General features: G+C 73.5%; 27 protein-coding genes, 3 tRNA genes and 1 pseudogene. 7 read left to right on the plus strand and 24 right to left on the minus strand.

Translation table 11 applies throughout. The features are described 5' to 3' along the window. The first annotated feature begins 117 nt into the window (after positions 1-117). Positions 118-1,137: an adenosine deaminase gene (locus tag ACFVXK_RS04335; protein WP_389610014.1), complete on the plus strand. Its 1,020-nt coding sequence runs from the start codon at positions 118-120 to the stop codon at positions 1,135-1,137. Here ACFVXK_RS04335 and ACFVXK_RS04340 read toward each other — a convergent pair. From ACFVXK_RS04340 to ACFVXK_RS04385, 10 genes are all read right to left on the minus strand, one after another. After that, positions 1,127-1,543, minus strand: coding sequence for a hypothetical protein (locus tag ACFVXK_RS04340; RefSeq protein WP_389610015.1), 417 nt, complete (start codon positions 1,541-1,543; stop codon positions 1,127-1,129). The genes ACFVXK_RS04335 and ACFVXK_RS04340 overlap by 11 nt on opposite strands. A 1-nt stretch (position 1,544) precedes the next feature. Further along, positions 1,545-2,645 (minus strand): UDP-N-acetylmuramate dehydrogenase, encoded by a 1,101-nt coding sequence (locus ACFVXK_RS04345; protein ID WP_389610016.1) that lies wholly within the window; start codon positions 2,643-2,645, stop codon positions 1,545-1,547. After that, positions 2,646-3,044, minus strand: coding sequence for a DUF3291 domain-containing protein (locus ACFVXK_RS04350; RefSeq protein ID WP_389610017.1), 399 nt, complete (start codon positions 3,042-3,044; stop codon positions 2,646-2,648). It lies immediately after the preceding gene. A gap of 50 nt (positions 3,045-3,094) precedes the next feature. Further along, positions 3,095-4,522, minus strand: coding sequence for an MFS transporter (locus ACFVXK_RS04355; protein WP_389610018.1), 1,428 nt, complete (start codon positions 4,520-4,522; stop codon positions 3,095-3,097). A gap of 84 nt (positions 4,523-4,606) precedes the next feature. Further along, the gene (locus ACFVXK_RS04360) at positions 4,607-5,209 is read right to left on the minus strand and encodes a TetR/AcrR family transcriptional regulator (protein ID WP_389610019.1); all 603 of its coding nucleotides are present in this window, start codon (positions 5,207-5,209) and stop codon (positions 4,607-4,609) included. Positions 5,210-5,338: 129 nt separating this feature from the next. Next, complete coding sequence (locus ACFVXK_RS04365; RefSeq protein WP_389610020.1) at positions 5,339-5,767, minus strand: MaoC family dehydratase; 429 nt, start codon at positions 5,765-5,767, stop codon at positions 5,339-5,341. A 1-nt stretch (position 5,768) separates the two neighbouring features. Then, positions 5,769-6,221: a MaoC family dehydratase N-terminal domain-containing protein gene (locus ACFVXK_RS04370; protein WP_389610021.1), complete on the minus strand. Its 453-nt coding sequence runs from the start codon at positions 6,219-6,221 to the stop codon at positions 5,769-5,771. 120 nt (positions 6,222-6,341) lie between these two features. Continuing rightward, positions 6,342-6,506, minus strand: a complete 165-nt coding sequence (rpmG, locus tag ACFVXK_RS04375; RefSeq protein WP_007265873.1) for a 50S ribosomal protein L33 — start codon at positions 6,504-6,506, stop codon at positions 6,342-6,344. Positions 6,507-6,596: 90 nt separating this feature from the next. Then, a tRNA-Met gene (locus tag ACFVXK_RS04380) sits at positions 6,597-6,672 on the minus strand. Positions 6,673-6,720: 48 nt separating this feature from the next. Then, positions 6,721-6,793 (minus strand) — tRNA-Thr (locus tag ACFVXK_RS04385). A 310-nt stretch (positions 6,794-7,103) separates the two neighbouring features. On the opposite strand from ACFVXK_RS04385, the gene ACFVXK_RS04390 reads away from it, so the two are divergent. After that, positions 7,104-8,582 carry an amidohydrolase family protein gene (locus ACFVXK_RS04390; RefSeq protein ID WP_389610022.1) on the plus strand — a complete coding sequence of 493 codons (1,479 nt, stop codon included), beginning with the start codon at positions 7,104-7,106 and terminating at the stop codon, positions 8,580-8,582. A 54-nt stretch (positions 8,583-8,636) separates the two neighbouring features. Next, entirely contained in the window at positions 8,637-9,293 is a 657-nt protein-coding gene (locus ACFVXK_RS04395) for an SDR family oxidoreductase (protein WP_389610023.1), read from the plus strand. Positions 9,294-9,333: 40 nt separating this feature from the next. Here ACFVXK_RS04395 and ACFVXK_RS04400 read toward each other — a convergent pair whose 3' ends face one another. Further along, positions 9,334-9,780, minus strand: a complete 447-nt coding sequence (locus ACFVXK_RS04400) for a DUF3574 domain-containing protein (protein WP_389610024.1) — start codon at positions 9,778-9,780, stop codon at positions 9,334-9,336. Positions 9,781-9,883: 103 nt separating this feature from the next. Here ACFVXK_RS04400 and ACFVXK_RS04405 point away from each other — a divergent pair, with 103 nt between their 5' ends. Next, positions 9,884-10,387, plus strand: coding sequence for a hypothetical protein (locus ACFVXK_RS04405; RefSeq protein WP_389610025.1), 504 nt, complete (start codon positions 9,884-9,886; stop codon positions 10,385-10,387). Positions 10,388-10,457: 70 nt separating this feature from the next. On the opposite strand, the gene ACFVXK_RS04410 is transcribed toward ACFVXK_RS04405, so the two are convergent. Continuing rightward, a tRNA-Tyr gene (locus ACFVXK_RS04410) sits at positions 10,458-10,539 on the minus strand. 203 nt (positions 10,540-10,742) lie between these two features. Between ACFVXK_RS04410 and ACFVXK_RS04415 the strand changes: the two genes are divergently transcribed. From ACFVXK_RS04415 to ACFVXK_RS04425, 3 genes are all read left to right on the plus strand, one after another. Further along, a complete protein-coding gene (locus tag ACFVXK_RS04415) occupies positions 10,743-11,231 on the plus strand; it encodes a YajQ family cyclic di-GMP-binding protein (RefSeq protein ID WP_344163382.1) in 489 nt (162 codons plus the stop codon). 229 nt (positions 11,232-11,460) lie between these two features. Then, on the plus strand, positions 11,461-12,888 hold the full coding sequence (locus ACFVXK_RS04420) for a SulP family inorganic anion transporter (protein ID WP_389610026.1): 1,428 nt from the start codon (positions 11,461-11,463) through the stop codon (positions 12,886-12,888). 18 nt (positions 12,889-12,906) lie between these two features. Continuing rightward, on the plus strand, positions 12,907-14,145 hold the full coding sequence (locus ACFVXK_RS04425; protein WP_389610027.1) for an APC family permease: 1,239 nt from the start codon (positions 12,907-12,909) through the stop codon (positions 14,143-14,145). Here ACFVXK_RS04425 and ACFVXK_RS04430 read toward each other — a convergent pair. The 12 genes and pseudogenes from ACFVXK_RS04430 to ACFVXK_RS04485 form a co-directional block, all read right to left on the minus strand. Beyond that, positions 14,129-14,644, minus strand: coding sequence for an SMI1/KNR4 family protein (locus ACFVXK_RS04430; RefSeq protein WP_389610028.1), 516 nt, complete (start codon positions 14,642-14,644; stop codon positions 14,129-14,131). The genes ACFVXK_RS04425 and ACFVXK_RS04430 overlap by 17 nt on opposite strands. 4 nt (positions 14,645-14,648) lie before the next feature. Continuing rightward, positions 14,649-15,785 (minus strand): barstar family protein, encoded by a 1,137-nt coding sequence (locus ACFVXK_RS04435; RefSeq protein ID WP_389610029.1) that lies wholly within the window; start codon positions 15,783-15,785, stop codon positions 14,649-14,651. Further along, on the minus strand, positions 15,782-16,174 hold the full coding sequence (locus ACFVXK_RS04440; protein ID WP_389610030.1) for a YccF domain-containing protein: 393 nt from the start codon (positions 16,172-16,174) through the stop codon (positions 15,782-15,784). Before ACFVXK_RS04440 ends, ACFVXK_RS04435 begins: the two co-directional genes overlap by 4 nt. Then, positions 16,171-17,034, minus strand: a complete 864-nt coding sequence (gene htpX / locus ACFVXK_RS04445; RefSeq protein ID WP_358899328.1) for a zinc metalloprotease HtpX — start codon at positions 17,032-17,034, stop codon at positions 16,171-16,173. The genes ACFVXK_RS04440 and htpX overlap by 4 nt, the downstream gene beginning before the upstream one ends. 213 nt (positions 17,035-17,247) lie before the next feature. Beyond that, positions 17,248-18,783: an NADH-quinone oxidoreductase subunit N gene (locus ACFVXK_RS04450; protein ID WP_389610031.1), complete on the minus strand. Its 1,536-nt coding sequence runs from the start codon at positions 18,781-18,783 to the stop codon at positions 17,248-17,250. Continuing rightward, a complete protein-coding gene (locus ACFVXK_RS04455; RefSeq protein ID WP_389610037.1) occupies positions 18,780-20,333 on the minus strand; it encodes a NuoM family protein in 1,554 nt (517 codons plus the stop codon). The genes ACFVXK_RS04450 and ACFVXK_RS04455 overlap by 4 nt, the downstream gene beginning before the upstream one ends. A 38-nt stretch (positions 20,334-20,371) precedes the next feature. After that, the gene (locus ACFVXK_RS04460; RefSeq protein ID WP_389610032.1) at positions 20,372-22,375 is read right to left on the minus strand and encodes an NADH-quinone oxidoreductase subunit L; all 2,004 of its coding nucleotides are present in this window, start codon (positions 22,373-22,375) and stop codon (positions 20,372-20,374) included. After that, positions 22,372-22,740: an NADH-quinone oxidoreductase subunit NuoK gene (gene nuoK, locus ACFVXK_RS04465; protein ID WP_389610033.1), complete on the minus strand. Its 369-nt coding sequence runs from the start codon at positions 22,738-22,740 to the stop codon at positions 22,372-22,374. Before nuoK ends, ACFVXK_RS04460 begins: the two co-directional genes overlap by 4 nt. Next, positions 22,740-23,411, minus strand: a complete 672-nt coding sequence (locus tag ACFVXK_RS04470) for an NADH-quinone oxidoreductase subunit J (protein ID WP_389610034.1) — start codon at positions 23,409-23,411, stop codon at positions 22,740-22,742. The genes nuoK and ACFVXK_RS04470 overlap by 1 nt, the downstream gene beginning before the upstream one ends. Continuing rightward, positions 23,411-24,001, minus strand: a complete 591-nt coding sequence (locus tag ACFVXK_RS04475; RefSeq protein ID WP_389610035.1) for a NuoI/complex I 23 kDa subunit family protein — start codon at positions 23,999-24,001, stop codon at positions 23,411-23,413. Before ACFVXK_RS04475 ends, ACFVXK_RS04470 begins: the two co-directional genes overlap by 1 nt. After that, positions 24,001-24,969, minus strand: coding sequence for an NADH-quinone oxidoreductase subunit H (locus ACFVXK_RS04480; protein WP_389610036.1), 969 nt, complete (start codon positions 24,967-24,969; stop codon positions 24,001-24,003). The genes ACFVXK_RS04475 and ACFVXK_RS04480 overlap by 1 nt, the downstream gene beginning before the upstream one ends. Further along, positions 24,966-25,480, minus strand: a pseudogene (locus tag ACFVXK_RS04485) (NADH-quinone oxidoreductase subunit C); the annotation flags it as partial. The pseudogene ACFVXK_RS04485 and the gene ACFVXK_RS04480, both read right to left, overlap by 4 nt.

The raw sequence follows: 25,480 nt of genomic DNA on the forward strand, positions 1-25,480 counted from the left end.
CGTCACCCCACCGGGGCGGCGCCGCTCCGGCGCGTCCGGCGTCATATTCGTGTTCGGGCAATGTCCCGTTCAGGTAATGCGCTGCCATTCGGGTGACCGATGCGGCAGGATCACCAGATGGAGCACGTACGCGATCTCACGCTTCTGCCGAAGGCCCACCTGCACCTGCACTTCACCGGCTCGATGCGCCCGTCGACCCTGCTGGAGCTGGCCGACAAGTACGGCGTCCGGCTGCCGGACGCCCTGACCGCCGGTGAGCCGCCCAAGCTGCGCGCCACCGACGAGCGCGGCTGGTTCCGCTTCCAGCGGCTCTACGACGCCGCCCGTTCCTGCCTGCGGGAGCCCGAGGACATCCGGCGGCTGGTCCGCGAGGCCGCCGAGGAGGACGTCCGGGACGGCAGCGGCTGGCTGGAGATCCAGGTGGACCCCACCTCCTACGCCCCGCTGCTCGGCGGCATGATCCCGGCCGTGGAGATCATCCTCGACGCCGTCGACGCGGCCTCCCGGGAGACGGGCCTGGGGATGCGGGTGCTGATCGCCGCCAACCGGATGAAGCACCCCCTGGACGCCCGCACGCTGGCCCGGCTGGCCGTCCGCTACGCCGACCGGGGGATCGTCGGCTTCGGGCTCTCCAACGACGAGCGGCGCGGCATGGCACGCGACTTCGACCGGGCCTTCGCCATCGCCCGCGAGGGCGGTCTGCTGGCGGCCCCGCACGGTGGCGAGCTGACCGGTCCGGCCTCGGTCCGCGACTGCCTCGACGACCTGCACGCCGCCCGCATCGGGCACGGCGTCCGGGCCGCCGAGGACCCCCGGCTGCTGAAGCGGCTCGCGGACCGGCAGATCACCTGTGAGGTCTGCCCCGCCTCCAACGTCGCGCTCGGCGTCTACGAGCGGCCCGAGGACGTCCCGCTGCGCACGCTGTTCGAGGCCGGGGTGCCGATGGCCCTGGGCGCGGACGACCCGCTCCTCTTCGGTTCGCGGCTCGCGGCCCAGTACGAGATCGCGCGGCGCCACCACGCCTTCACGGACGAGGAGCTGGCCGAGCTGGCCCGCCAGTCGGTGCGGGGTTCGGCGGCCCCGGAGGAGGTCAAGGCGAAGCTGCTGGACGGGATCGAGCACTGGCTCAACGGGTGAGCCGCAGGTCCCCTTCGTGACAGTCTGCCCGTACCCGGCGGCCGTCGGGGAAGCCGATCTCCAGGTGGGTGCGGCCCTGCTCGGGCAGGGCGAACTCGGCGACCGACTCGACGGTCTGGCCGACGTGGCGCAGGAACGGGTGCTCGCCGAGGTCCTCGCCGACCTCGACGCGGCCCCACTCCCCCAGGTCGTACGGCGCGTGGGGCGCGGCGGACTCGACGATGAGGCACCAGTCGGACCCGGTGGTGATGCGGGTGGACTCGCCGGCGCTGTCGATCAGCCACACGTCGAGCGGGGCCTCGGAGCGCTCGCCCTCGCAGATGTGCCAGGACGCGACGACCCGGCTGATCTGGCGTCCCACGAGGCGCGTGGGGTCCGTACCGGCCCCGTGCAGGGGGCAGTTCATCTCAGAGGCGGACGCCGACCGTCACCGGCTCGTTGACGAGGGTGACGCCGAACGCCGCGTGGACCCCGGCGACGACCTCGCGGGCCAGGGCCAGCAGGTCCTCGGTGGTGGCCTCGCCCCGGTTGGTGAGGGCGAGGGTGTGCTTGGTGGAGATGCGGGCGGGGCCGGTGCCGTAGCCCTTGGTGAAGCCCGCCTTGTCGATCAGCCAGGCCGCGCTGGTCTTCGTACGGCCCTCGCCGGCCGGGTAGGCGGGCGGGGCGGTGTCGGGGCCGAGGCGGTCCTGGGCGCGGACGAGGAAGGCGGCGTAGGCCTCGTCGGTGAGGATCGGGTTGTGGAAGAAGGAGCCGGCGGACCAGGTGTCGTGGTCGGCGGGGTCGAGGACCATGCCCTTGCCGGCGCGCAGGCGCAGGACGGTCTCGCGGGCGGTGGCGGCCGGGACGCGGTCGCCGGCCTCGACGCCGAGGGCGCGGGCCGTCTCGGGGTACTTGATCGGCGCGGAGAGGCCGCCCGCGTCCTCCAGGGCGAAGCGCACGCGCAGCACGACGTAGCGGTCGGGCTGGTCCTTGAAGAGGCTGTTGCGGTAGCGGAAGGCGCATTCGGCGGCGGTCAGGGTGACCGTCTCGCCGGTGGTGCGGTCGTAGGCGACGACCTCGGTGATGGTGTCGCAGACCTCCTGGCCGTACGCCCCGACGTTCTGGATCGGGGTGGCGCCGGCGGAGCCGGGGATCCCGGCGAGGCATTCGATGCCCGCGAGGCCGGCCTCGACGGTGCGGGCGACGGCGTCGCTCCAGTTCTCGCCGGCGGCGAGCTCCAGGGTGGTGCCGTCGAGGGTGAAGCCGGTGGTGGCGATGCGCAGGGCGGTGCCGTCGAAGCCCTCGTCGCCGATGACGAGGTTGCTGCCGCCGCCGATGACCAGGAGCGGGGTGCCGCTCGCGTCCGCGGCGCGGACGGTTTCGACCACCTCGGCGTCGGTGGTCGCGGTGACCAGCCGGGCCGCGGGGCCGCCGAGGCGGAAGGTGGTCAGGGGGGCGAGGGGGGCGTCGTGGAGTTCCTGCACGTGGACAAGAGTACGGTCCGTCCCCCTCGCATCCCGGCGGGGCACTCAGTGGCCGTGCTTCTGCTCGTCGAGGCGCCGTTCCGCTTCGGCCCAGGCGAGGGGGAGCTCCCGGGCGGGGACGGTCCAGAAGGTGAAGGCGGATTCCCGCATGTACGCGGCGGCCGCGCGGGAGCTGGAGCGGTGGGGCTCGCTGCGGGCGAAGCGGTACAGGGCGTCCCGGTCCTCCCAGGCGGAGAGGGTGAGGAAGGTGCGGCGCAGGACGCGGGCCCGGAGGGCGGCGCCGTGGGCGCCGGGGGCCTTGCGGAGCTGGGCGATGATGCCGGGCGCCTTGAGGAAGAACCTGAGGGCGCCGGTGAGGGTCTCGGTCTCGAAGCGTGAGGCCATGACGTAGACCTCGGCGTCGGGGGCCGGCGGGGTGGGCGTGGTCCAGGGGATGTCGGGCATGACGGGTCTCCTTCACGCGGGGCGGGGCGGGGCGGCCGGGCAGGAACAGATCAGGCGGCGTGGACCGGGGTGGGCTCGGGGGCCGGGGCGGGGGCGGGGACGGGCTTCGTGCGGCGGGGGACGAGCAGGGCCAGGGCGGCGGCGAGGGCCACGGCGGCGGCGCCGATCCACAGGGCGGGGACGGTGCCGTCGGTGAAGGCCCGCGGGGTCTCGTAGCCGCCGCGGGCGGAGAAGACGGAGGCGAGGACGGCGACTCCGAGGGCACCGCCGACCTCCCGCAGGGCGTTGTTGGTGCCGGAGGCCTTGCCCTGGTCGGCGGGGCTCACGGTGGACATCAGCACGTGGCTGGCCGGCGCGAAGTACAGGGACATGCCGATCCCGCTGAGGACGAGGGCCGGCAGCTGGGCGGTGTAGGAGACGCCGGGGGTCAGGACGAGGGCGAACCAGGCGAGGCCGAGGGACTGGAGGGCCAGTCCGGCGACGACGACGGGGCGGCCGCCGATCCGGTCGGCGAGCGTCCCGGCGAGCGGGGCGACGACGATCCCCATGCCGGTCCAGGGGAGCATGCGCAGGCCGGCCTCGGTGGGCGAGTAGCCGGCGACGCCCTGGAGGAACTGGCTGAGCAGGAAGATCGACCCGAACATGCCGAGGTACATCAGCAGGCTGGCGAGGTTGATCCCGAAGAAGCCCCGGTGGCGGAAGAGACGCATGGGCAGGATGGGGTTGGCGTTGCGGAAGCCGTGGTGGACGAAGCCGCCGACGAGGGCGCTGCCGGCGATGAGGCCGGTGAGGACGGGGGCGCTGGTCCAGCCGTGGGCGTTGGCGTTGACCAGTCCGTAGACGATGCCGAAGAGGCCGCCGCTGACGAGCAGGGTGCCGGGGAGGTCGAGGCGGGCGTCCGGGGCGGTGGACTCGGCCAGGCGCAGCCGGGCGAGCGGGATCAGGGCCAGGCCGACGGGCACGTTCAGCCAGAAGATCCACTGCCAGGAGACGTGTTCGGTGAGGCTGCCCCCGATGAGGGGGCCGCTGGCGACGGCCAGGCCGGTGACGGCTCCGTAGATCCCGAGGGCCATGCCGCGGCGGGCGGCCGGGACGGCGGCGGTGAGCAGGGTGAGGCTGAGCGGCATCATGACCGCCGCGCCGGCGCCCTGGACGGCGCGGGCGGCGATCAGCTGGCCTATGCCGGGCGAGAGGGCCGCGGCGGCGGAGGCGCCGCTGAAGAGGGCGAGGCCGGCGGTGAACAGCCGGCGGCGGCCGAAGCGGTCGCCGAGGGCGGAGCCGAACAGCAGCAGGACGGCGAAGGTGAGCGTGTAGGCGTTCACCGTCCATTCCAGGTCCTCCAGCTTCCCGCCGAGGTCGGCGCGGATGGCGGGGAGGGCGGTGGTGACGACGAGGTTGTCGAGGGCGGCCATGAAGCCGGCGGCGCCGGTGAGGACGAGGGCCCAGACCGCGGACGGCCCGAGTTTCTGCTGGGTCATGCTTCCCCCTGCGAGAGTGTTGTTAGTTATTGCTGACTAACTTTCAAGGGCAGACGGATGCGGGGCCGCGTTCGGCCCCGCTCCTCACACCGTGCGGCCGCCCGCCGGGCCGTCCGCCCGACCGCGCACCGAGCCGGCCGCCTTGTCGACGTCGCCCGGGAAGCCGTCCCAGATCCGGTGGCCGGACGGGAACCCCATGGCGGACAGGGTGTTGATGAGCATCCCCTGGGCCATGAAGGCGGTGGTCTGGTGGACGTCGCCGAGCGGGATGCCGACGGTGTCCCACAGCTCCAGCCATCCGGCCCGCACGAGCTCGCCGAGCTCGTGGTCCCCGGCGGCCTCGGCGGCGGCCACCGTGACGTACATCTGGAGCTGCATCTGGAGCATCGCCGGGTCCTCGGCGATCAGCCGGACGTAGGCCTCGCCCATGGCGGCGCGGGCCTCCTCGCCGTGCAGTCCGTCGGCGGCCTCGGCGAAGACCCTGCGGGTGCTCTCCAGACACCGGCCGGCGGCGGCCAGGAAGATGGCCTTCTTGCCCGGGAAGAGGCGGAAGAGGTACGGCTGCGAGACCCCGACGCGCTTGGCGATCGCCTCGGTGGAAGTCCCGTGGTAGCCACCGCGCGCGAACTCCTGGATCGCGGCGCGGATGACGCTCTCGCGCCGCTCGTCCGCACTCATCCTTGCCATGGAAAGAAAGTTAGTACTCAATCACTAACTTGGTCAAGGGGGTGCGTGCGCGGAAAGGCAGGGGCGGAGGAGGGTACGGAGGGGGCGCGGGGGGTCGCCCCGCGCCTCTGCCCGTCGTCGGGCGGCCGGTCAGGCCAGCCGGACCACCGCGCGGGACATGCCCAGGACCTTCTGGCCGGCGCTCATCGCCGTCAGGTCGACCCGCACGCGGTTGTCGTCCAGCTTCTGCGCGACCTTGGCGGTGACCTCGATCAGCGCGCCCTCGTCGTCGTTCGGGACGACGACCGGCTTGGTGAAGCGGACGCCGTACTCGACGACCGCGCCCGGGTCGCCGACCCAGTCGGTCACGACGCGGATCGCCTCGGCCATGGTGAACATGCCGTGCGCGATGACGTCCGGCAGCCCGACCTCCTTGGCGAACTTCTCGTTCCAGTGGATCGGGTTGAAGTCACCGGAGGCGCCGGCGTAGCGGACGAGCGTGGCCCGGGTCACGGGGAAGGCCGCCGCCGGGAGCTCGGTGCCGACCTCGACGTCGGCGTAGTGGATCTGCGCGGTCATCTCAGGCCTCCTCGGGGGCGCGGGACACGAGCTTGGTCCACGCGGTCACCACGTGCTCGCCGGACTCGTCGTGGACTTCGCCGCGGATGTCGATGATGTCGTTGCCGGCCATCGTCTTCACGGCCTCGATGGTGGAGGTCACGGTGAGCCGGTCGCCCGCGCGCACGGGGCGCACGTACGCGAACTTCTGGTCGCCGTGCACGACGCGGCTGTAGTCCAGCCCCAGCTGCGGGTCCTCGACGACCTGGCCCGCGGCGGCGAAGGTGATGGCGAACACGAAAGTCGGCGGGGCGATCACGTCCTGGTGACCGAGCGCCTTGGCGGCCTCGGGGTCGGTGTAGACGGGATTCTCGTCACCCACCGCGACCGCGAATTCGCGGATCTTCTCCCGGCCGACCTCATACGGTTCGGTGGGCGGGTAGGTCCGCCCCACGAAGGCCTGGTCGAGTGCCATGGCTCACTACCTCCTGTGGAAGGGGCTCCGGATCAAGGAACCGGTGCGGAAACGACACGAGGCCGCCCCCCAGAAGGGGACGACCTCGTGAAGGTGCCTGTGCGGAGACTTCGCCAGTGACTAGCGGGTCTCGCGGTGCGCGGTGTGCGAGTTGCAGCGCGGGCAGTGCTTCTTCATCTCCATGCGGTCCGGGTTGTTACGCCGGTTCTTCTTGGTGATGTAGTTCCGCTCCTTGCACTCCACGCAGGCCAGCGTGATCTTCGGGCGGACGTCGGTGGCAGCCACGTGAGTGCTCCTTGACGGACTATGGGACGGATGAACGCATAAAAGAGTAGCCGATCGGGAGACCGACCCCGCAATCGGCTACTTTGGGTTTGGTAGCGGCGACCGGACTTGAACCGGTGACACAGCGATTATGAGCCGCTTGCTCTACCGACTGAGCTACGCCGCTTTGATGAGATCCGTCCCCCGCCCGAGGGCGGGGGACCTCTCTCACCAGAGCCCCAATGCGGAATCGAACCGCAGACCTTCTCCTTACCATGGAGACGCTCTACCGACTGAGCTATTGGGGCGAGCGAGGAAGACATTACACGGTTGCGCGCCGATCGCCCAAATCCTTTGGGGGGACTGGGCTCGGAAGGTCCGCGCCGACGATTCCCGATCACCTGCGGGACCCTCTCCGGCCACAAACAGGCCTTTTTGTGGCCGGGGTCACAGCCGCACCTCAGGCCCACGAGGCGCGTGGGCACCACACCGGTACGACTATTGCGCTCCTCCGCGAACCCGGGAGCCCCGCGCCCTAGGCTCTGAGCACGCTGCGTGATCTTGGGCCGCGGGCTGCGGCCACGGCTCAGGAACCGCCCGAGCCACCGCAGGAGCGCGATGTCCGACAGCCAGCCGCAGCAGCCGTCCCCCTCACCCCGCAACCCCGCCGGCGGCCCCTCCGGCGGCTCCCCCGGGAACCCGGGCGGAGGCCCGCCCAAGGGTCCGGCGGGCGGCCCGTCGAAGGGCCCGGCGGGCGGCCCGCCCAAGGGCGGCGCGGGGGGACCGTCGCGGGCCTCCGGGGGGCCGGGCCGGAGCCAGGCCGCCGGGCCGGGCCGCACTCCCGCGGACGGGCCCGCGCGCACCCCGGGCCGCGCCCCCGCCGGCGGCTCCGCCTCCGAGGCCACGGGGCTCCTGCTCACCGGCGCCCGGCTCACCGACGGGCGCACCGTCGACGTCCGGCTCAGCGGCGGCCGCATCCAGGCCGTCGGGACCGCGGGCAGCCTCCCGGCCCCCGCCCTGGCCCGGGTCGACCTGCGCGGCTACCTGCTGCTGCCCGCCCCGGCCGAGCCGCACGCCCACGGGGACACCGCCCTGACCGCCGACGGCGAGGGACCCGTCTCGTACACCCGCGACGAGGTGCAGCGCCGGGCCACCGAGGCGGCGCTGCTCCAGCTCGGGCACGGGGCCACCGCCGTGCGCTCCCACATCCGGATCGGCGACGTGCACGGGCTGGGGCCCATGGAGGCCGCCCTCCAGGCCCGCCGCTCCCTGCGCGGCCTCACCGACCTGACCACGGTGGCCGTGCCCCGGCTGCTGACCGGGGCGGCCGGGGCCGACGGGCTGGCGATGCTGCGCGACGCCGTGAAGATGGGCGCCTCGGTGATCGGAGGCTGTCCGGACCTGGACCCCGACCCGACGGGCTTCGTCGAGGCGGTCCTGGAGCTGGCCGCCGAGCACGGCTGCCCCGTGGACCTGCACACGGACGGGGACGACCCCGGCCGCCTCGCCCGGCTCGCGGCGATGGCCGGCGGACTGCGGCCCGGGGTGACCATCGGCCCCTGCGGCGGGCTGTCCCGGCTGCCGCTGGACGCCGCCTCGCGCGCCGCCGACCAGCTCGCGGCGGCCGGCGTCCGGGTCACCTGCCTCCCGCAGGGCGACTGCGCCGCCCTGGAGCGCCGCGGCCTGCGCACCGCCCCCGTACGCCTGCTGCGCGCCGCCGGGGTCCGGGTCGCCGCCGGGAGCGGGGCGCTGCGGGACGCGGGGAACCCGGTCGGCCGGGGCGACCCCCTCGAAGCCGCCTACCTGCTGGCCTCCCAGGGCGGGCTGCGCGCCGCCGAGGCCTACGACGCGGTCAGCGCCGCCGCCCGCGAGGCGATGGCCCTGCCGGAGGTCCGGGTGGAGGCCGGCTTCCCGGCGGAGCTGCTGGCCGTGCGCGGGGACCGGATCGCCGGGGTGCTGTCGCTGGCGTACAGCCGGATCGTGATCCACCGGGGGCGGGTGGTAGCCCGGACGAGTGCCGTACGGGAGTACTGCGACTCGGCGGTCGCGGTGGCCCTTGACCTGCCCCGGCAGGGCCGGATGGAGCCCGGCCCCTGAAGGCTCGCCGGGCGTTCGCGGGCGGGGGCGCCCGGGTCGTCGTACGGTCGGGACATGCGCATCGTCATCGCGGGTGGACACGGTCGGATCGCGCTGCGGCTGGAGCGCCTGCTCGCCGCGCGCGGGTACGAGGTCGCGGGGATCGTCCGGGACCCGGAGCAGGGCGCCGATCTGCGCGCGGCCGGCGCGGAACCGGTGCTGTGCGACCTGGAGTCGGCCTCCGTGGAGCACGTGGCGGGGATCCTGCAGGGCGCGGACGTCGCGGTGTTCGCGGCCGGCGCCGGTCCGGGCAGCGGTCCGGCGCGCAAGGAGACCGTGGACCGGGGCGCGGCGGTGCTGTTCGCCGACGCCGCCGAACGGGCCCGCGTGCGCCGCTTCCTGATGGTCTCCTCGATGGGTTCGGACGCCCGGCACGAGGGGGACGAGGTCTTCGACGCGTACCTGCGGGCCAAGGGCGAGGCCGACGACCACCTGCGGACCCGGCTCGGCCTGGAGTGGACGATCCTCCGCCCGGGTGTCCTGACCGACGACCCCGGCACGGGGCTGGTCCGGCTGGAGGCGCGCACCGGGCCGGGCAGCGTCACGCGGGACGACGTGGCGGCGGTGCTCGCCGAGCTGGTCGAGACCCCGGCGACGGTCGGCCTGACGCTGGAGCTGCTGTCGGGCTCGACGCCGGCCGCGGTCGCCGTGAAGGACGTGGCGGGCAACTGATCCCGCGGTGGCCCCGACGGGCCGTCAGCCCCGCTTCCGGTCAGGGGCGGAGGTCGGCCTCCAGCTCGGCGTCGGCGCGTCCGACCGGGCCCCGCCGCAGCTGCTCCTGGTAGGCCTGCCGGATCCGTTCGGCGCGGGCGCCGCGCTCGGCCGCCTCGTTCTCGGGGTAGAGCAGCACGAGTTCGTACGAGGTCTCGCGGACGGCCTTGCCGTCCTCGCCGCGCCGCTGGGCGTACCCGTCCCGGAGCGTGAAGCCCTCGGGGAAGCCCGGAGCGACCTCGCGGTCCAGGAAGCGCGTGAACTCCCCCCTGCCGACGGGCGGGCGGCCGTCGGGGCGCTGGGTGCCGAAGTACAGCCGGGTCTCCCGGTAGGGCTCCCCCGCGTGGGTGTGCAGCGCCGCCCCGACCAGGGCCGGGATCCCGGCGCCGAGCAGGGCGATCAGTACGCCGCTCCCGGCCTTTCCGCGTCTGTCCGAAGTCCGTCGCACGCCCCGTGAACGACCGGCCGCCCGGTTCGGTGCGTGGTGGGGGCCGATAGGGTCACCCGGAATCCGGCCGCAGGGGGCGGCCGCGGGGGGACCGGGACACGGTATGGGCGACGGGAACTGGCGGCTCGGCGCGGCGGAGGGGGGCCGGCTCGCGGCCCGGTGGTGGAGGTGGGCGCTGTCCGCCCCGGAGGGCGAGAGCCCGGTGGCGGACACGACGGGCGCCTACGCCGGCCGGCGGCAGCCCGAGGACCTGTGGTTCCTGGCGGGCACCCACGGCGGCCGGGTGGTGCGCCGGTGCGGCGTCCCGGCGGGCCGTCCGGTCTTCTTCCCGGTGCTGAACACCAGACGCGCGGCGGTGCCGTTCCTGACGAAGCCGTGGCGGCTGGAGCCGACGCGGGCTTCGGCGGCACTGAACAGCTCTCCGCTGCCGCTGCGGGAGTTCACCTCGAAGCCCTTCCCCGTCCTGGGGATACCGCAGGTCGCCTGGGGGCTGTGGTGCGCCCTCGACCCGCTGCCGCCGGGCCAGTTCGTCCTGGAGATCGACGCGGCGGCCACGAACGGCTTCTGGGTCGACACGACCTACCACCTGACGGTCACCGCGCCCTAGCCCGGTCGTGGCACTACGAAGAAACCCCCGTCCACTGCGCTTCCGCAGATGAACGGGGGTTCCACTCGCGTGGCGGCGCCAGGATTCGAACCTGGGTAGGCTAAGCCGACGGATTTACAGTCCGCTCCCATTGGCCACTCGGGCACACCGCCATGGGATGTCGCCTTGGTCCCTCCGCCTTTCGGCGTCGTTCCCTGGCAACGACGTAAACGATACCTGATGTGCGGGGGTGCTTCGCCACCGGATTGATCAGCACTTCCGCCGGGTGCGGTGGCTAGGCTTTGCGGAGCGGTCCGGGGATGTCCGGCCGCGGCCCTCCGGGGCACACGCAGCCGACTTCAAGGAGCCACAGCACATGGCCGACTCCAGTTTCGACATCGTCTCGAAGGTCGAGCGGCAGGAGGTCGACAACGCCCTCAACCAGGCCGCCAAGGAAATCTCGCAGCGCTACGACTTCAAGGGCACCGGTGCCTCGATCTCCTGGTCCGGCGAGAAGATCCTGATGGAGGCGAACGGCGAGGAGCGGGTCAAGGCCATCCTCGACGCGTTCCAGACCAAGCTGGTCAAGCGCGGGATCTCGCTGAAGGCGCTGGACGCCGGCGAGCCGCAGCTGTCCGGCAAGGAGTACAAGATCTTCGCGACGATCCAGGAGGGCATCTCCCAGGAGAACGCCAAGAAGATCGCGAAGATCATCCGGGACGAGGGCCCCAAGGGCGTCAAGGCCCAGGTCCAGGGCGAGGAACTGCGCGTCAGCTCCAAGAGCCGTGACGACCTCCAGGCCGTGCAGGCCCTCCTCAAGGGCAAGGACCTGGACTTCGCCATCCAGTTCGTGAACTACCGCTGACCTGCGCGTACGTCGCTGATCGGACCCCGTGGGGCACAACGGGGGCGGATCGCCGGGGGTCTCCCGGCGGGCGCCCGCGTTGTGCCCTTCGCCGTTTCGGCGCCCGGGGCGTGTGCCCGGCGTGAGCGGCGCGCGCTCCCGTCCGGCCCCCCTGTGGTGACTGGGCGCCGGCGGGCGCGCCCCACAGGCTGGGTGACATCCGTCACCGTCCTCACGAGGGGGTTCCCGCATGCCTGGGGCCGGCAGTTTCCGAGCGGACCTCGGGGCGTCCGTGGTCGTCGCCCTGGTGGCGCTCCCGCTCTGCGTCGGCGTCGCCGTCGCCTCCGGCGTCCCCGCCGAGCTGGGGATCGTCACCGGGGTCGTGGGCGGGCTGGTCACCGGCTGGTTCCGGGGCAGTGAGCTCCAGGTCAGCGGGCCCGCCGCCGGGCTGACCGTCCTCGTCTACGAGGCCGTGGGCAGCTACGGCCTGCCCGCGCTGGGGGTCCTCGTGCTGGCCGCGGGCCTGGTCCAGCTGGGCTTGGGCGCGCTGCGGTTCGGGCGGTGGTTCCGGGCGATCTCGCTGGCCGTGGTGCACGGGATGCTCGCCGGAATCGGGCTCGTGCTGATCGCCGGGCAGCTCTACGCCCTCGGCGGGGTGCGGGCCCCCGGGCAGACCCTGGCCAAGCTGGGCGGGATGCACGAGCTGGGGGCCCGGGCCGACTGGGCCGCCGTGGCGCTGGGGGCGGGGACCATCGCCGTCCTGGTGCTGTGGCGCCGGGTGCCGGCGCGGCTGCGGGTGGTGCCGGGTGCGCTCGTCGGGGTCGCGGCCGCCACCGCCGCGGCCGTGCTGTTGCGGCTGCCCGTCGAGACCGTCCGGGTGACGGGGGTGCTGGAGGCCGTTTCGCCGCCGGGCTGGGCGGACTTCGGCGCGCTGGGCTCCGTGGGGGCCGTCGGGACGGTGGTGGCGCTCGCGCTGATCGCCTCCGCCGAGACCCTCTTCAGTGCCGCCGCCGTGGACCGGATGCACGAGGGGCCGCGCACCGACTACGACCGCGAGCTGGTCGCCCAGGGCTTCGGCAACGCGGTGTGCGGGCTGCTCGGGGCGCTGCCGATGACCGCCGTCATCGTGCGCAGTTCGGCGAACGTGGAGGCCGGGGCGCGTACCCGGGCGTCCCGGATCATGCACGGGGGCTGGCTGCTGCTGTTCGCGGTCGCGCTGCCGCAGGTCCTGGAGGTGGTGCCGCTCGCGGCGCTCGCCGGGGTGCTGCTGCACGCGGGCTGGAAGCTGCTGCCGGCGCGGGCGGTGGCCGCGCTGTGGCGGACGCACCGGGGCGAGGCGGTGGTGCTGGTGGTGACGGCCGTCTCGATCCTGGCCACCAGTCTCTTCGAGGGGGTGCTGGTCGGGCTGGGCCTGGCGGTGGCCAAGGCCGCCTGGGAGACCTCCCACGTGCACGTCGAGGAGGTCTGGGAGGGTCAGGAGCTGCGCGTGCGGGTCGTGGGGAACGCCAGCTTCCTGCGGCTGCCGAAGCTGCTGGACTCCTTGGAGGCCCTGCCGCACGGGGCGCCGGTGCGGCTCGACCTGAGCGGGCTGCGCCACCTGGACCACGCCTGTCTGACGGCGCTGGAGGGCTGGGAGCGCAAGCGGACGCCGCTTCCCGGACGTGAGGGCGTCATCTAGCCCGGCTACCCTCCGCGCGTGGACAACCAGCTCAAGCGCACCCTGGGGGTGCCGGACGCCGTCGTGGTGGGGCTCGGCGCGATGGTCGGCGCCGGGATCTTCGCCGCCCTCGCCCCGGCGGCCCGAGCGGCGGGCGGCGGACTGCTGGCCGCCCTGGCCCTGGCGGCGTTCGTGGCCTACTGCAACGCGCACTCCTCGGCGCGGCTCGCCGCCCGCTACCCCTCCTCGGGCGGCACGTACGTGTACGGGCGCGAGCGGCTCGGACCGTTCTGGGGGTACCTGGCCGGCTGGGGTTTCGTCGTCGGCAAGACGGCCTCCTGCGCGGCGATGGCACTGACCGTCGGGGCGTACGTGTGGCCGGGGCGGGAGCACGAGGTGGCCGTGGCGGCGGTGGTGGCGCTGACCGCCGCGGGCTACGGCGGGGTGCAGAAGTCCGCCCGGATCGCCCGGCTGATCGTGGCGGCGGTACTGGCGGTGCTGGCCGGGGTCGTGGTGGCCTGCCTGGGTTCCGCCGCGGCGGACTCCGGGCGTCTGGCCGGCGGGGGGTGGGGCGGGGCGGCCGGTCTGTTGCAGGGCGCCGGCCTGCTGTTCTTCGCCTTCGCGGGCTATGCGCGGATCACGACGCTGGGCGAGGAGGTGCGTGATCCGCAGCGCACGATCCCGCGCGCGGTGCCGCTCGCGCTGGGCATCGCCCTGCTGGTGTACGCCGCCGTGGCCGTGGCGGCGCTGTCGGTGCTCGGTTCCGGCGCCCTGGCGGGGTCTTCGTCCCCGCTGGCCGACGCGGTGCGCGCGGCCGGCCGGCCCGGACTGGTCCCGGTCGTCCGGGTGGGCGCGGCGCTGGCCGCGCTGGGCTCTCTGCTGGCCCTCGTGCTCGGGGTGTCGCGGACCACGCTGGCGATGGCCCGCGACGGCCATCTGCCGCGCGCGCTGGCCGCCGTGCATCCCCGGCATCAGGTGCCGCACCACGCGGAGCCGGCCGTGGGCGCGGTGGTGGCGGTGCTCGCGGCCACCGCCGATCTGCGGGGCGCGATCGGCTTCTCCTCCTTCGGAGTGCTGGCCTACTACGCGATCGCGAACGCCTCCGCATGGACTCTCGGTTCAGATGTCAAGGGTCGTGCCGTGGCAGCGGCGGGGCTGTCCGGCTGTGTCCTGCTGGCCTGCGCCCTGCCCGCCGCTTCGGCGGTGTCGGGCGCGGCGGTCCTGGCGCTGGGCGCGCTGGCCTACGGAATCCGGCGCCGGCTCAGATCCGGGAGCTGAACTCCGCCCAGGGGGCCGTCTCCATCTCGTCCTCGTCCCACTCCTCACGGAACCAGCCGGTGCCGTCGAGCCAGTCGCGCAACCACTGCGCCAGGCTCGGGCAGAGGTGGTACCAGGCGAGGTCGGGGTCCCCGGGATTGGGCTCGAAGAGGAGCATCCGGGCGGTATCGGAGCGGCAGTCCACGCACGCGTACATGGCGCAGCCGAGGTCGGCTATCGGCAGGACGCCCTCCGGCCAGCCCCAGTCGGAGGCACGGCCCCCTTCGTACTCCGCTATGGCCTGGCGCAGCGGCAGCAGCCCGTACTCGGGCCCGAATCCGCCGTCGCCGACGCGCGTGTGGAGCGCGGCGAGCAGGGGCGGCAGCGGGAAGCCCAGGGCGCGCTCGGCCCGTTCGACCTCCCCTGCCGCCAGGGGTACGGGAACGGGCTTGCCGTGCCCGCGCACGGAGTCGCGTACGCGGTCGGTCACTTGCTCCAGCAACTGCTCGGTCTCGTTCATGTGTTCATGGTGACGCAGACCTCTGACAGCCGTCCCGGCCTGTGGATAACTCAGCGCAGGACGACGTCGATGCGCTTTTCCCGCAGGAAGGAGAGCAGTTCGGGAAAGGACGCCGGGCCGAAGACCAGCGGCTGTACGCCGAGGCAGGGCGGGCCGTCTCGTGGTCATGCCAGACGAGGGTGAACGGCCAGGTCGCCCCGAATCCGCCGCAAAGGGCGTCCGAGACGCCGTCGAGGCAGCGGCCGAAGTAGCCGCCGGGGCCGTTGACGGCCTCGCCGAGGGCGCAGAAGAAGCCCTCGTAGTCGGTGACGTGCCGGCCGTCGAGGTGGTAGGTGCCGCCGGCCGGGCGGTCCGGGCCCGTGCGGCGGTTCACGGCCGGGTCGAGCCAGCGGGCCCGGCCGGTGGCGTCGAAGGCCGCCCACAGGTTGGGGACGGCCGGGCGGCCCTCGCGCCACAGCGGCCAGATCCCGGCGACGACCCGGGGCTGCGGGTCCATGTGCACGGTCAGGTCGTAGAGGCCCGGCCCGCGCGGGGACGGCTCCCAGTCGACGATGTCCGGGTTCCCCGCGATGGTGAGGACCTCACCTGCGGCGTCCAGGGCGTCAAGGTGCCGGTAGGCGAGCCGCCGCTTCCTCCTGCCCTCCACCACGTCCCGCAGCGGCCCGTGCAGCGAGCATCCGAGGAGGCGCACGGAGTGGGGCTCCGGCTCCGCCGCGGGCAGCACCTCGGCGAGGTCCCGGAAGTGGCCCAGGAGCCTGTCGCCGGCGTCCGAGAGGCTGAAGCCCACCGACAGGGCGACCCGCTGCGGGTACTGCGGCTGCTGCTCGGACCGTACGGCCTCGATGGTCACGTCCAACCGCGACAGGTCACGGGCGCACGGCCGGGCGGTGAGGACGCGGGCGTCCTCCAGGTACCACTCCCACAGCGGTGTGCCGTGCTTGTCGAGCGGCTTGAGGGCCAGGAAGCCGAGTGCCGACGGCAGCTCGCCCTCGAAGGCGCAGCCCAGCAGCTCGTAGATCCGCCGCGGCGGCTCCGGCGGGTCGGCGAAGAGGTTCTCCGCCCCCTCGCACAGGGCCCACAGCTGCTCCTCCTCGCGGTCCTCGTCCTCGCCCCGGAGGGCGAAGCGGGCGCCCGCCGTCACCGGGAGGCGAAGGGTGCGTCGGTGGGGACGATCTCGCGGCCCAGGGGGAGGAGGGAGAGGGGGACCATCTTGAAGTTGGCGATGCCGAAGGGGATGCCGATGATCGTGACGCAGAGGGCGATGCCGGTGGCGATGTGGCCCAGGGCCAGCCACCAGCCGGCCAGGACCAGCCACAGGACGTTGCCCACGCAGGACGGGGCGCCCGCGTCGCGGCGCTCGACGGTGGTGTAGCCGAAGGGCCACAGGGCGTAGAGGGCGATGCGGAAGGCCGCTATGCCGAAGGGGATGCCGATGATCGTGACGCAGAGGATCAGGCCGGCCAGGCAGTAGCCCAGGAACAACCAGATCCCGCTGAGTACGAGCCAAATGACGTTCAGGATGGTTTTCACTGGCTGCGGCCTGCCATCTGTTCGAGCCGGGCGATCCGCTCGGCCATCGGGGGGTGCGTCGAGAACAGCTTGGAGAGTCCCTGGCCCGGACGGAAGGGGTTGGCGATCATCATGTGGCTCGCCGTCTCCAGCCGGGGTTCGGGGGGCAGCGGAAGCTGTTTGGTGCCGGCGTCGAGCTTGCGCAGGGCTCCGGCCAGGGCGAGGGGGTCGCCGGTGAGCTGGGCTCCGGAGGCGTCCGCCTCGTATTCGCGCGAGCGGCTGATGGCGAGCTGGATCACCGACGCCGCCAGCGGGCCGAGGAGCATGATCAGCAGCATGCCGAAGATGCCGGGGCCCTCGTCGTCGTTGGAGCGGCCGACCGGGATCAGCCAGGCGAAGTTCACCAGGAACATGATCACGGAGGCCAGGGCTCCGGCGACCGAGGAGATCAGGATGTCCCGGTTGTAGACGTGGCTCAGCTCGTGCCCGATGACCCCGCGCAGCTCTCGCTCGTCGAGGATGCGCAGGATGCCCTCGGTGCAGCAGACGGCGGCGTTGCGCGGATTGCGGCCGGTGGCGAAGGCGTTGGGGGCCTCGGTCGGCGAGATGTAGAGGCGGGGCATGGGCTGGCGCGCGGACGTGGAGAGCTCGCGGACCATGCGGTAGAGCTCGGGGGCCTCGAACTCGCTGACGGGCCGGGCGCGCATCGCGCGTAGAGCCAGCTTGTCGCTGTTCCAGTACGCGTACGCGTTCGTCCCGAGGGCCACCAGGACGGCGACGATCAGGCCGCCCCGCCCGAAGAAGCTGCCGATGACGATGATGAGTGCGGACATCCCGCCGAGGAGTACGGCGGTCTTCAGCCCGTTGTGCCGGCGGTGCACGGTACGCCCTCCAAGTGGTGCGTCAGGGGAGCCCCGTCGTGGATCTGAGGGTCTTCGGTCCAGTGGACCCTCCCTTTGTGGTCAACGCGAGGTGGCGGCGTCTGGTTCCCGGCGCACACCGGGGCGCCGCCGCCCCGGTGGCACGGGCCGGGGGCGGCGGTGGGCGTTGCTCCGTACGGGTGAGGAAGCGCGGTGCGGGCGCGGCGGGGCGGGCTACAGCGGGAAGAGGGTGCCCGCGGCGAAGCGCAGGACCAGCTGCGGGGCGCCGGACAGGACCAGGGCGGTCGCGGCGGTGAGGGCGATGGCCGCCGTGAGGGGCCAGGGGGCCTTCGTACGGACCGCCGGGACCTCGCCCTCGGTCTGCGGGGCGCGGAAGAGGAGGGCGGTCCAGCGCAGGTAGTAGTACAGGGCCATGACGACGTTGACCGCCATGACCACGGCGAGCCAGCCCAGGCCCGCGTCGACGGCGGACCGGAAGACGGTGACCTTGGCGAAGAGGCCGATGATGCCCGGCGGCAGGCCGGCCAGGCAGAGCAGGAAGAAGGCCAGCGACAGGGCGGCGGCGGGACGCTCGGCGTACAGGCCGCGGTAGTCGTCGATCCGGTTGAGCGGCCTGGTCCGGGCGACCAGCGCGGCGACGGCGAAGGCGCCGAGGTTCACGGCCGCGTACATGAGGGCGTAGGCGACGGTGGAGCCGATCTGGTCGCGGTCGGAGTAGGCGGCCGCGGCGATCGGGACCAGCAGGTAGCCGGCCTGGCCGACGGAGGACCAGGCGAGGAGGCGTACGGCGCCGTGCGCGCGGGCGGCGGACTGGCGCAGGGCGGCGGCGTTGCCGAGGGTCATGGTGAGCGCGGCGAGCACGGCCAGGGCGGGGCCCCAGACGTCCGAGTACGCGGGGAAGGCGATCACCGTGACGAGGATCAGGCCGGTGAAGCCGACGGCCTTGCCGATCACCGACAGGTAGCCGGCGACGGGCAGCGGGGCGCCCACGTAGGTGTCGGGGACCCAGAAGTGGAAGGGGACGGCCGCAGTCTTGAAGGCGAAGCCGACGAGGGTGAGGGCGACGCCCGCCATGGCGAGGGTGTCGAGCTGCCCGGGGACGTCCTCCAGCCGGTCGGCGACCCGCGCCAGGTGCAGGGTGCCGGTGGCGGCGTAGACGAGGCTGACGCCCATCAGGGAGACGGCGGTGGCGGTGACCGAGGAGAGGAAGAACTTGAGGGCGGCCTCGGAGGACAGCCGGTCGCCGCGGCGCATGCCGACGAGGGCGAACGCGGGCAGCGAGGCGACTTCCAGGGCGACGATCAGCGTGGCGAGGTCGCGGGAGGCGGGCAGCAGGGCGGCGCCGGCGGCGGAGGAGAGCAGCAGGAACCAGTACTCGCCGGCCGGGATGCGGCCCTCGCGGACGACGGTGACCGACAGCAGGGCGGTGACCAGGGCGCCAGCCAGCACGAGGAACTGGATGACGAGCGCGAAGCGGTCGGCGGTGTAGCTGCACGCGCCGGGGTCGGCGGTGAGGCAGAAGGTGGTGCGGTCGCCGGCGCGCAGCGGCAGCAGGGCGGCGGTCGCGGCGGCCAGGCCTGCGACGGAGACCCAGCCGAGGACGGGCTTGCGGGCGGCGGGCAGGAAGAGGTCGGCGACCAGGACGATCAGGGCGACGGCGGCCGGGACGACCACGGGGGTGATCGCGAGCCAGTCGACGGACTGGACCAGGCTGGGGGTGTCGGCGGCCAGGGCCGTCAGGGCCGTCATGCGTTGCCTCCTGCGAGGAGCTTCTGGACGGCCGGGTCGGTCAGGCCGAGGAGGGTGGCGGGCCACAGGCCGGCGAGGACGGTGAGGGCGACGAGCGGGGTCCAGGCGGCGAACTCGTAGCGCTGGACGTCGGCGAGGGTGAGCTCGGGGCCGGCCTTCGGGTCGCCCATGCAGACGCGCCGTACGACGACCAGCAGGTAGGCGGCGGTGAGCAGGGTGCCGAACGCGCCGACGGCCATGTAGGTGAGGAAGGCCGGCCGGGACAGGCCCGGGGCCGGGTCGAACGCGCCGAACAGGGCCAGCATCTCGCCCCAGAACCCGGCCAGGCCGGGCAGGCCGAGGGAGGCGACGGCGGCGAACGCCAGGAGCGCGCCGAGGCGGGGGGCGCGGCCGTAGAGGGCGGCGCCGGTGGCTCCGGCGAGGGTGTCGATGTCGGCGGTGCCGTAGCGGTCCTTGAGGGCGCCGACCAGGAAGAAGAGGAGGCCGGTGATCAGGCCGTGGGCGATGTTCGCGAACAGCGCGCCGTTGACGCCGGTGGGGGTCATCGTCGCGATGCCGAGCAGGACGAAGCCCATGTGGCCGACGGAGGAGTACGCGATGAGGCGCTTGAGGTCGCCCTTGTTGCCCTTGCGGGCGAGGGAGAGGCAGGCGAGGGACCCGTAGACGATGCCGACGGCGGCGAGGGCGCCGAGGTAGGGGGCGAAGGTGTGCATGCCGCCGGGGGTGACGGGGAGCAGGATCCGGACGAACCCGTACGTGCCCATCTTCAGCAGGACGCCCGCGAGGAGCACGGAGCCGACGGTGGGCGCCGCGGTGTGGGCGTCGGGCAGCCAGCTGTGCAGGGGCCACATCGGGGTCTTCACGGCGAGGCCGGTGCCGATGGCCAGGACGGCCAGGATCTGGGTGGTGTGGGTCAGTCCGCGGCCGTTGTCAGAGGCGAGTGCCACCATGTCGAAAGTGCCGCTGTTCAGTCCGATCAGCAGCAGTCCGAGGAGCATGACCACGGATCCGAGGAGGGTGTAGAGGATGAACTTCCAGGCGGCGGCCTGCCGCTGAGCACCGCCCCAGCGGGCGATGAGGAAGTACATCGGGATGAGGACCATCTCGAAGGCGAGGAAGAACAGCATCAGGTCGAGAACGGCGAAGGTCGCGAGGGTGCCGGACTCGAGGACGAGCAGCAGTGCCACGAAGGCCTTCGGGGAGGGGCCCTCGGGGAGCTTGAAGTAGCTGTAGAGCGCGCAGAGGAAGAACAGCAGCGCGGTCATCAGGAGGAGGGGGAGCGAGATGCCGTCGATGCCGAGGTGGATCCGGATGTTCAGCGCCTGGATCCAGCTGATGTCCGTCGTCGCCTGGAAGCGGGACGGGGCGTCGTGGTCGAAGCCCAGGGTGAGGGCGACGGCCGCGGCGAGGATGACGCCGGTGACGGTGACGCCGTGGCGGAGCACGGCCTGTTCGGGGCTCCTGCCCTTGAGCCCGGGCGGGGCCGGGAGGAGGGCCGCGACGGCGCCGAGGAGCGGTGCGGCCACGACGAACGCCAGAAGGAACTGCATCACGGACGGGCTGATATCGATCACGGCTGACTCTCGGCTCACGATCCGGCGTTGAGGTTGGCGAAGACGGCGGTGGCGATCGCCAGGACCACGGCGCCGGCGAGCAGGGCGCTCAGGTAGCTCTGCACGTTGCCGGTCTGGGCCCGGCGGACCAGGCTGCCGAGCAGCCGGGGTCCGGCGCCCGCGCCGCGGACGTAGGTGTCGACGACCTCGCGGTCGAGGAAGCGCACCAGGCTCGCGCCCGCGCGGACGGGGCGGACGAACAGGCGGTCGTAGACGGCGTCGAGGTGGAAGCCGTCGGCGGCGTGCCGGTGCAGGGGGCCGAGGAGGGCCGGGCCGGGGTCGGCCGCGGGGGCGGCCGGTACGGCGGGGTGCTCGTGGGTCACCTCGGCCACCTCGGGGGTCTCGGCGGCGGATTCGGCGGCCGCGACGGACGCCGGGACGGCGCCTCCGTTGCGGATCCCGGCGGCGGCCCTGGCGGTGGCGCGCTGCCACAGGGCGTAGGTCAGGATCACGCCGATGAGGCCGGCGCCGGTACCGAGGACCGAGGTGGTCACGGTCGGGGTGAGTTCCCTGCCGTCGAACCAGTCGGCGAGGGGGCCGGCGGCGAGGCCGAAGGCGATCGAGGGGACCGCGAGCAGCCACAGCACGCCGGTCATGGCGACGGGCTCCTTGCCGTGGTCGGGGGCGGCCGCGCCCCGGCCGCGGAAGGCCATCAGCCACAGCCGGGTGGCGTAGGCGGCGGTGAGCAGGGCGGTCAGCACCCCGGCGACGAGCACCACCCAGCCGGCCGCGCCGGGGACCAGGGCGGAGTGTCCGCCGGCGGCGTGCTCGGCGGCGACGAGGACGGCTTCCTTGGAGAAGAAGCCGGCGAAGGGCGGGATGGCGGCGAGCGCGAGCAGCGCGATCGTCATCGTCCAGAAGGCGTCGGGGATGCGCTTGGCCAGGCCGTCCATGCGGGACATGGCGGCGAGGGAGTTCGTGCCGGCGGCGTGGATGATCACGCCGGCGCCGAGGAAGAGGAGCGCCTTGAAGGCGCCGTGGGACAGGAGGTGGAAGACGGCGGCGCCGCGGTCGCCGACGGCCAGGGCGCCGGTCATGTAGCCGAGCTGGCCGACCGTGGAGTAGGCGAGGACGCGCTTGATGTCGTCCTGGGCCAGGGCCGCGAGCGCCGAGCCGACCATCGTGGTCGCGGCCATGACGGCCATGACCACCAGGGCGGCGCGCGAGGCCGTGAAGACGGGGAGGAGACGGGCGATGAAGTAGACGCCGGCGGCGACCATCGTCGCCGCGTGGATGAGCGCGGAGACCGGGGTGGGGCCGGCCATGGCGTCGGGGAGCCAGGTGTGCAGCGGGAACTGCGCGGACTTGCCCGCGACGCCGGCGAGCAGGAGCAGCGCGATCAGCGTCGGGTGGTCGAGCCCGCCCGCGGCGACGGCGCCGAGGATCTTGGTGATCCGGAAGGAGCCGGCGTCGGCGGCGAGCGCGAACAGTCCGATGAGGAAGGGGACGTCGCCGAGCTTGGTGACGAGGAAGGCCTTGAGGGAGGCGGAGCGGGCCGCCTCGGTCTCCCAGTAGTGGCCGACCAGGAAGTACGAGCAGATGCCCATGATCTCCCAGCCGACCAGCAGCACCATCAGGTCGCCGGAGTAGACGACGAGCAGCATGGCGGAGGTGAACAGTGAGACCAGAGCGGCGTAGGACGGGTAGCGCGGGTCCTCGCGGAGGTACGCGGTCGAGTAGAGCTGTACGCAGGTGGCGACCACTGCGACCAGGACCGCGACCAGGACCGCGAAGCCGTCGAGGTGGAGCGAGAGCTCGATGGGCACCGAGCCGGTCGGGGTCAGCTCGGTCGCCGTGTCGATCGCCTTGCCGCCTCCGTGGCGGACGGCGACCCATACGGCGAGGACGGCGGAGGCCAGGGGCGGCAGGACGGCGAGCGGCCTGACGAAGCCGGGTGCGGTCCGGCCGAGGAGGAGTCCTGCCACCGCTCCCAGGAACGGGAGGAGGGGGACGAGGACCGCGAGGGTCGTGGTGCTCACGCGGCGACCTCCGGCCGGGCGGTGGGGGCGGTCGGGTCGTCGGGGTGGCCGGGCTCGTGGCCTTCGGCGGTGTCGCGCAGCCGGTCGACGTCCGAGGTGCCGCGGTTGCGGTACACCATCAGCACGATCGCGAGGCCGATGCCGATCTCGGCGGCGGCGATGGCGATGGTGAAGAGGGTGAGGGCCTGGCCGGCGTGCAGGGTGTCGCGCAGCCAGACGTCGAAGGCGACCAGGTTGAGGTTGACGGCGTTGAGCATCAGCTCGACGGACATCAGGACCAGGATGGCGTTGCGGCGGGCGAGGACACCGTAGAGGCCGGTGGCGAAGAGGAGGGCCGCGAGGACGGCGGGGTAGGCGAGGTGCATCAGCTCTGCCCCTTCTCGGTGCCCGTGCGGGCGGCGGCGTCGGCCGCGTCGGCGGCTTCCTCGGCGGGGGTGGTGCGGCGGGAGAGCACGATCGCGCCGATCAGGGCCGCGAGGAGGAGGACGGAGAGGGCCTCGAAGGGCAGCACCCAGTGCTGGAAGAGGATCTCGCCGGTGACCTTGGTGGAGCCCTGGGCGGGGCCGTCGAGGTCGATCCAGGTGGTGCGGAAGGCGTCGGCGACCACCCAGACGAGGGCGGCGCCGGCGGATCCCGCGACGCCGAGGGCGACCCACCGGTTGCCGGAGTCGGCGTCCGGGGAGCGGCCGATGGGGGCCTTGGTGAGCATCAGTCCGAAGAGGAGGAGGACGACCACGGAGCCGAGGTAGATCAGGACCTGGACCCAGGCGATGAACTCGGCGGTCAGCAGCAGGTACTCGACGGCGACCCCGCCGAGCGCGACGACCAGCCAGAGGGCGGCGTGCACGAGCTGCTTGGTGGTGACCGTGACGAGGGCCGCGCCGAGGGTGGCGAGGCCGACGAGGACGAAGGCGATCTCCACGCCGGTCGGCGAGAGGAAGCCGGGGCCGGGGTTGGGGGCGGGGCCGCCGGGCGCGGCCGCCGCGACGGCGGTCGCGGCCTTGGCCGCGGCCGCGGTGAGGTGGGCGGCGTACATCAGGCGGTGCCTCCCGCCGGGGTGTCGGGGGTCGCGTCGGGGGTCGCGTCGGCCGTTGCCGCGGCGGCTGCGGCCTCGGCCTTCTCGGCGGCCTTGCGGGCGGCGGCGATCTCCTTCGGCTCCTCGGCTCCGGGGTCCAGCGCGGGCGGGGCCGGGACCGTCCACATCCACTCGCGCAGCTTGTCGCGCTCGTGGGTGAGCTCGTGGATGTCGGTCTCCGCGTACTCGAACTCCGGCGACCAGAAGAGGGCGTCGAAGGGGCACACCTCGATGCAGATCCCGCAGTACATGCAGAGGGAGAAGTCGATGGCGAAGCGGTCGAGGACGTTGCGGCTGCGCTCGCGGCCGCCGGGGGTGGCGGCGGGCACCGTCTCCTTGTGGGAGTCGATGTAGATGCACCAGTCGGGGCACTCGCGGGCGCACAGCATGCAGACCGTGCAGTTCTCCTCGAACAGGCCGATGACCCCGCGGCTGCGGGGCGGGAGCTCGGGCTGCACCTCGGGGTACTGGGCGGTGTGCGCGCGCTTGGTCATCGTGCGCAGGGTGACGGCCAGGCCCTTGGCGAGGCCGGATCCGGGGATCGGGGGCATTACTGGATCGCCACCTTCACGATGCCGGTGAGCGCGATCTGGGCGAGCGCGAGGGGGATGAGTACGGTCCAGGCGAGCTTCTGGAGCTGGTCCTCGCGCAGGCGCGGGTAGCTCACGCGCAGCCAGATGACGACGAACGCCAGGATCGCGGTCTTGAGGAGGGTCCAGACCCAGCCGAGGCCGTCGGCGCCGAGGGGGCCGTGCCAGCCGCCGAGGAAGAGGACGGTGGTCAGGGCGCACAGGACGACGATGCCGGCGTACTCGGCGAGCAGGAACAGCGCGAAGCGCAGGCCGGTGTACTCGGTGTACGCGCCGAAGATGATCTCGGAGTCGGCGACGGGCATGTCGAACGGGGGCCGCTGGAGCTCGGCGAGGCCGGCGGTGAAGAAGACGAGCGCGCCGATGATCTGCCAGGGCAGCCACCACCACTCGAAGGCGTTCACGATGCCGGGCAGGGACACCGTCCCGGCGGCCATGGCCACGGAGGCGGCGGCGAGCAGCATCGGCAGCTCGTACGCGAGCAGCTGGGCGGCGGTGCGGAGGCCTCCGAGGAGGGAGAACTTGTTGGCGGACGCCCAGCCGCCCATCAGGCTGCCGAGGACGCCGACGCCCATGACCGCGAGGGCGTAGAAGAGGCCGGCGTCGATGACCTGGCCGACGGCGCTTTCGCCGGGGCCGATGGGGATGGCGATCAGGACGAGGAGGTAGGGCAGCAGCGCGACGGCGGGGGCGAGCTGGAAGATCCGCCGGTCGGCGTCGGCCGGGACGATGTCCTCCTTCTGCGCGAACTTCACGCCGTCGGCGACGAGCTGGGCCCAGCCGTGGAAGCCGCCGGCGTACATGGGGCCGAGGCGGCCCTGCATGTGCGCCATCACCTTGTGCTCGGTCTGCCCGATGACGAGCGGGAGCACGAGGAAGACGGCGAAGACGACGATCAGTCGCAGGGCGACGTCGAGGACGTCGTTCACGCGTCGCCTCCGGTGGTGTCGTGGTCGGAATCGGGGTCGGGCCCGGCTTCGGGCTTCGGTCCGGGCTCGGGGGCCGGCTCCTCGAAGGCGGGCTTCGGGTTGTGCCAGGGCGCGTCCGCGCTGCGCGGGGCCGGGCGCCTGGGAGCCTCCGGCTCCGGCGCGGGGGCCTGACTGGCGGACCCGTCCGCGGCGGACCGGCTACGTCGCGCGGGGCGCGGGGCCTCCGGCTCCGGGGCCGCCGTGTCCGGGACCTCCGTGTCCGGGGCCGTCGCGTCCGGACCGGCCGTGTCCGGGCCGGCCTCCGCGGGCGGGGCCGCCCGGCTCGTCGAGCCGTCCGAGGCCGAGCGGGTGCGGCGGGGCGGGCGGGTGGTGGTGGCTTCGGGCGTGGCCGGGGTCTCCGCCCCCGGGCCGACGCGGCGGGACGGGGCGCCCTCGCGCGGGGTGCGGGCCGCCCCGCCGGCGGCGCGGGGGGTGGGGGGCGGGCGGGGCGGGGCCGGGGGGAGCTGGCCCG

Source organism: Streptomyces sp. NPDC058157 (genome assembly GCF_042884105.1).
Lineage (GTDB): Bacteria > Actinomycetota > Actinomycetes > Streptomycetales > Streptomycetaceae > Streptomyces.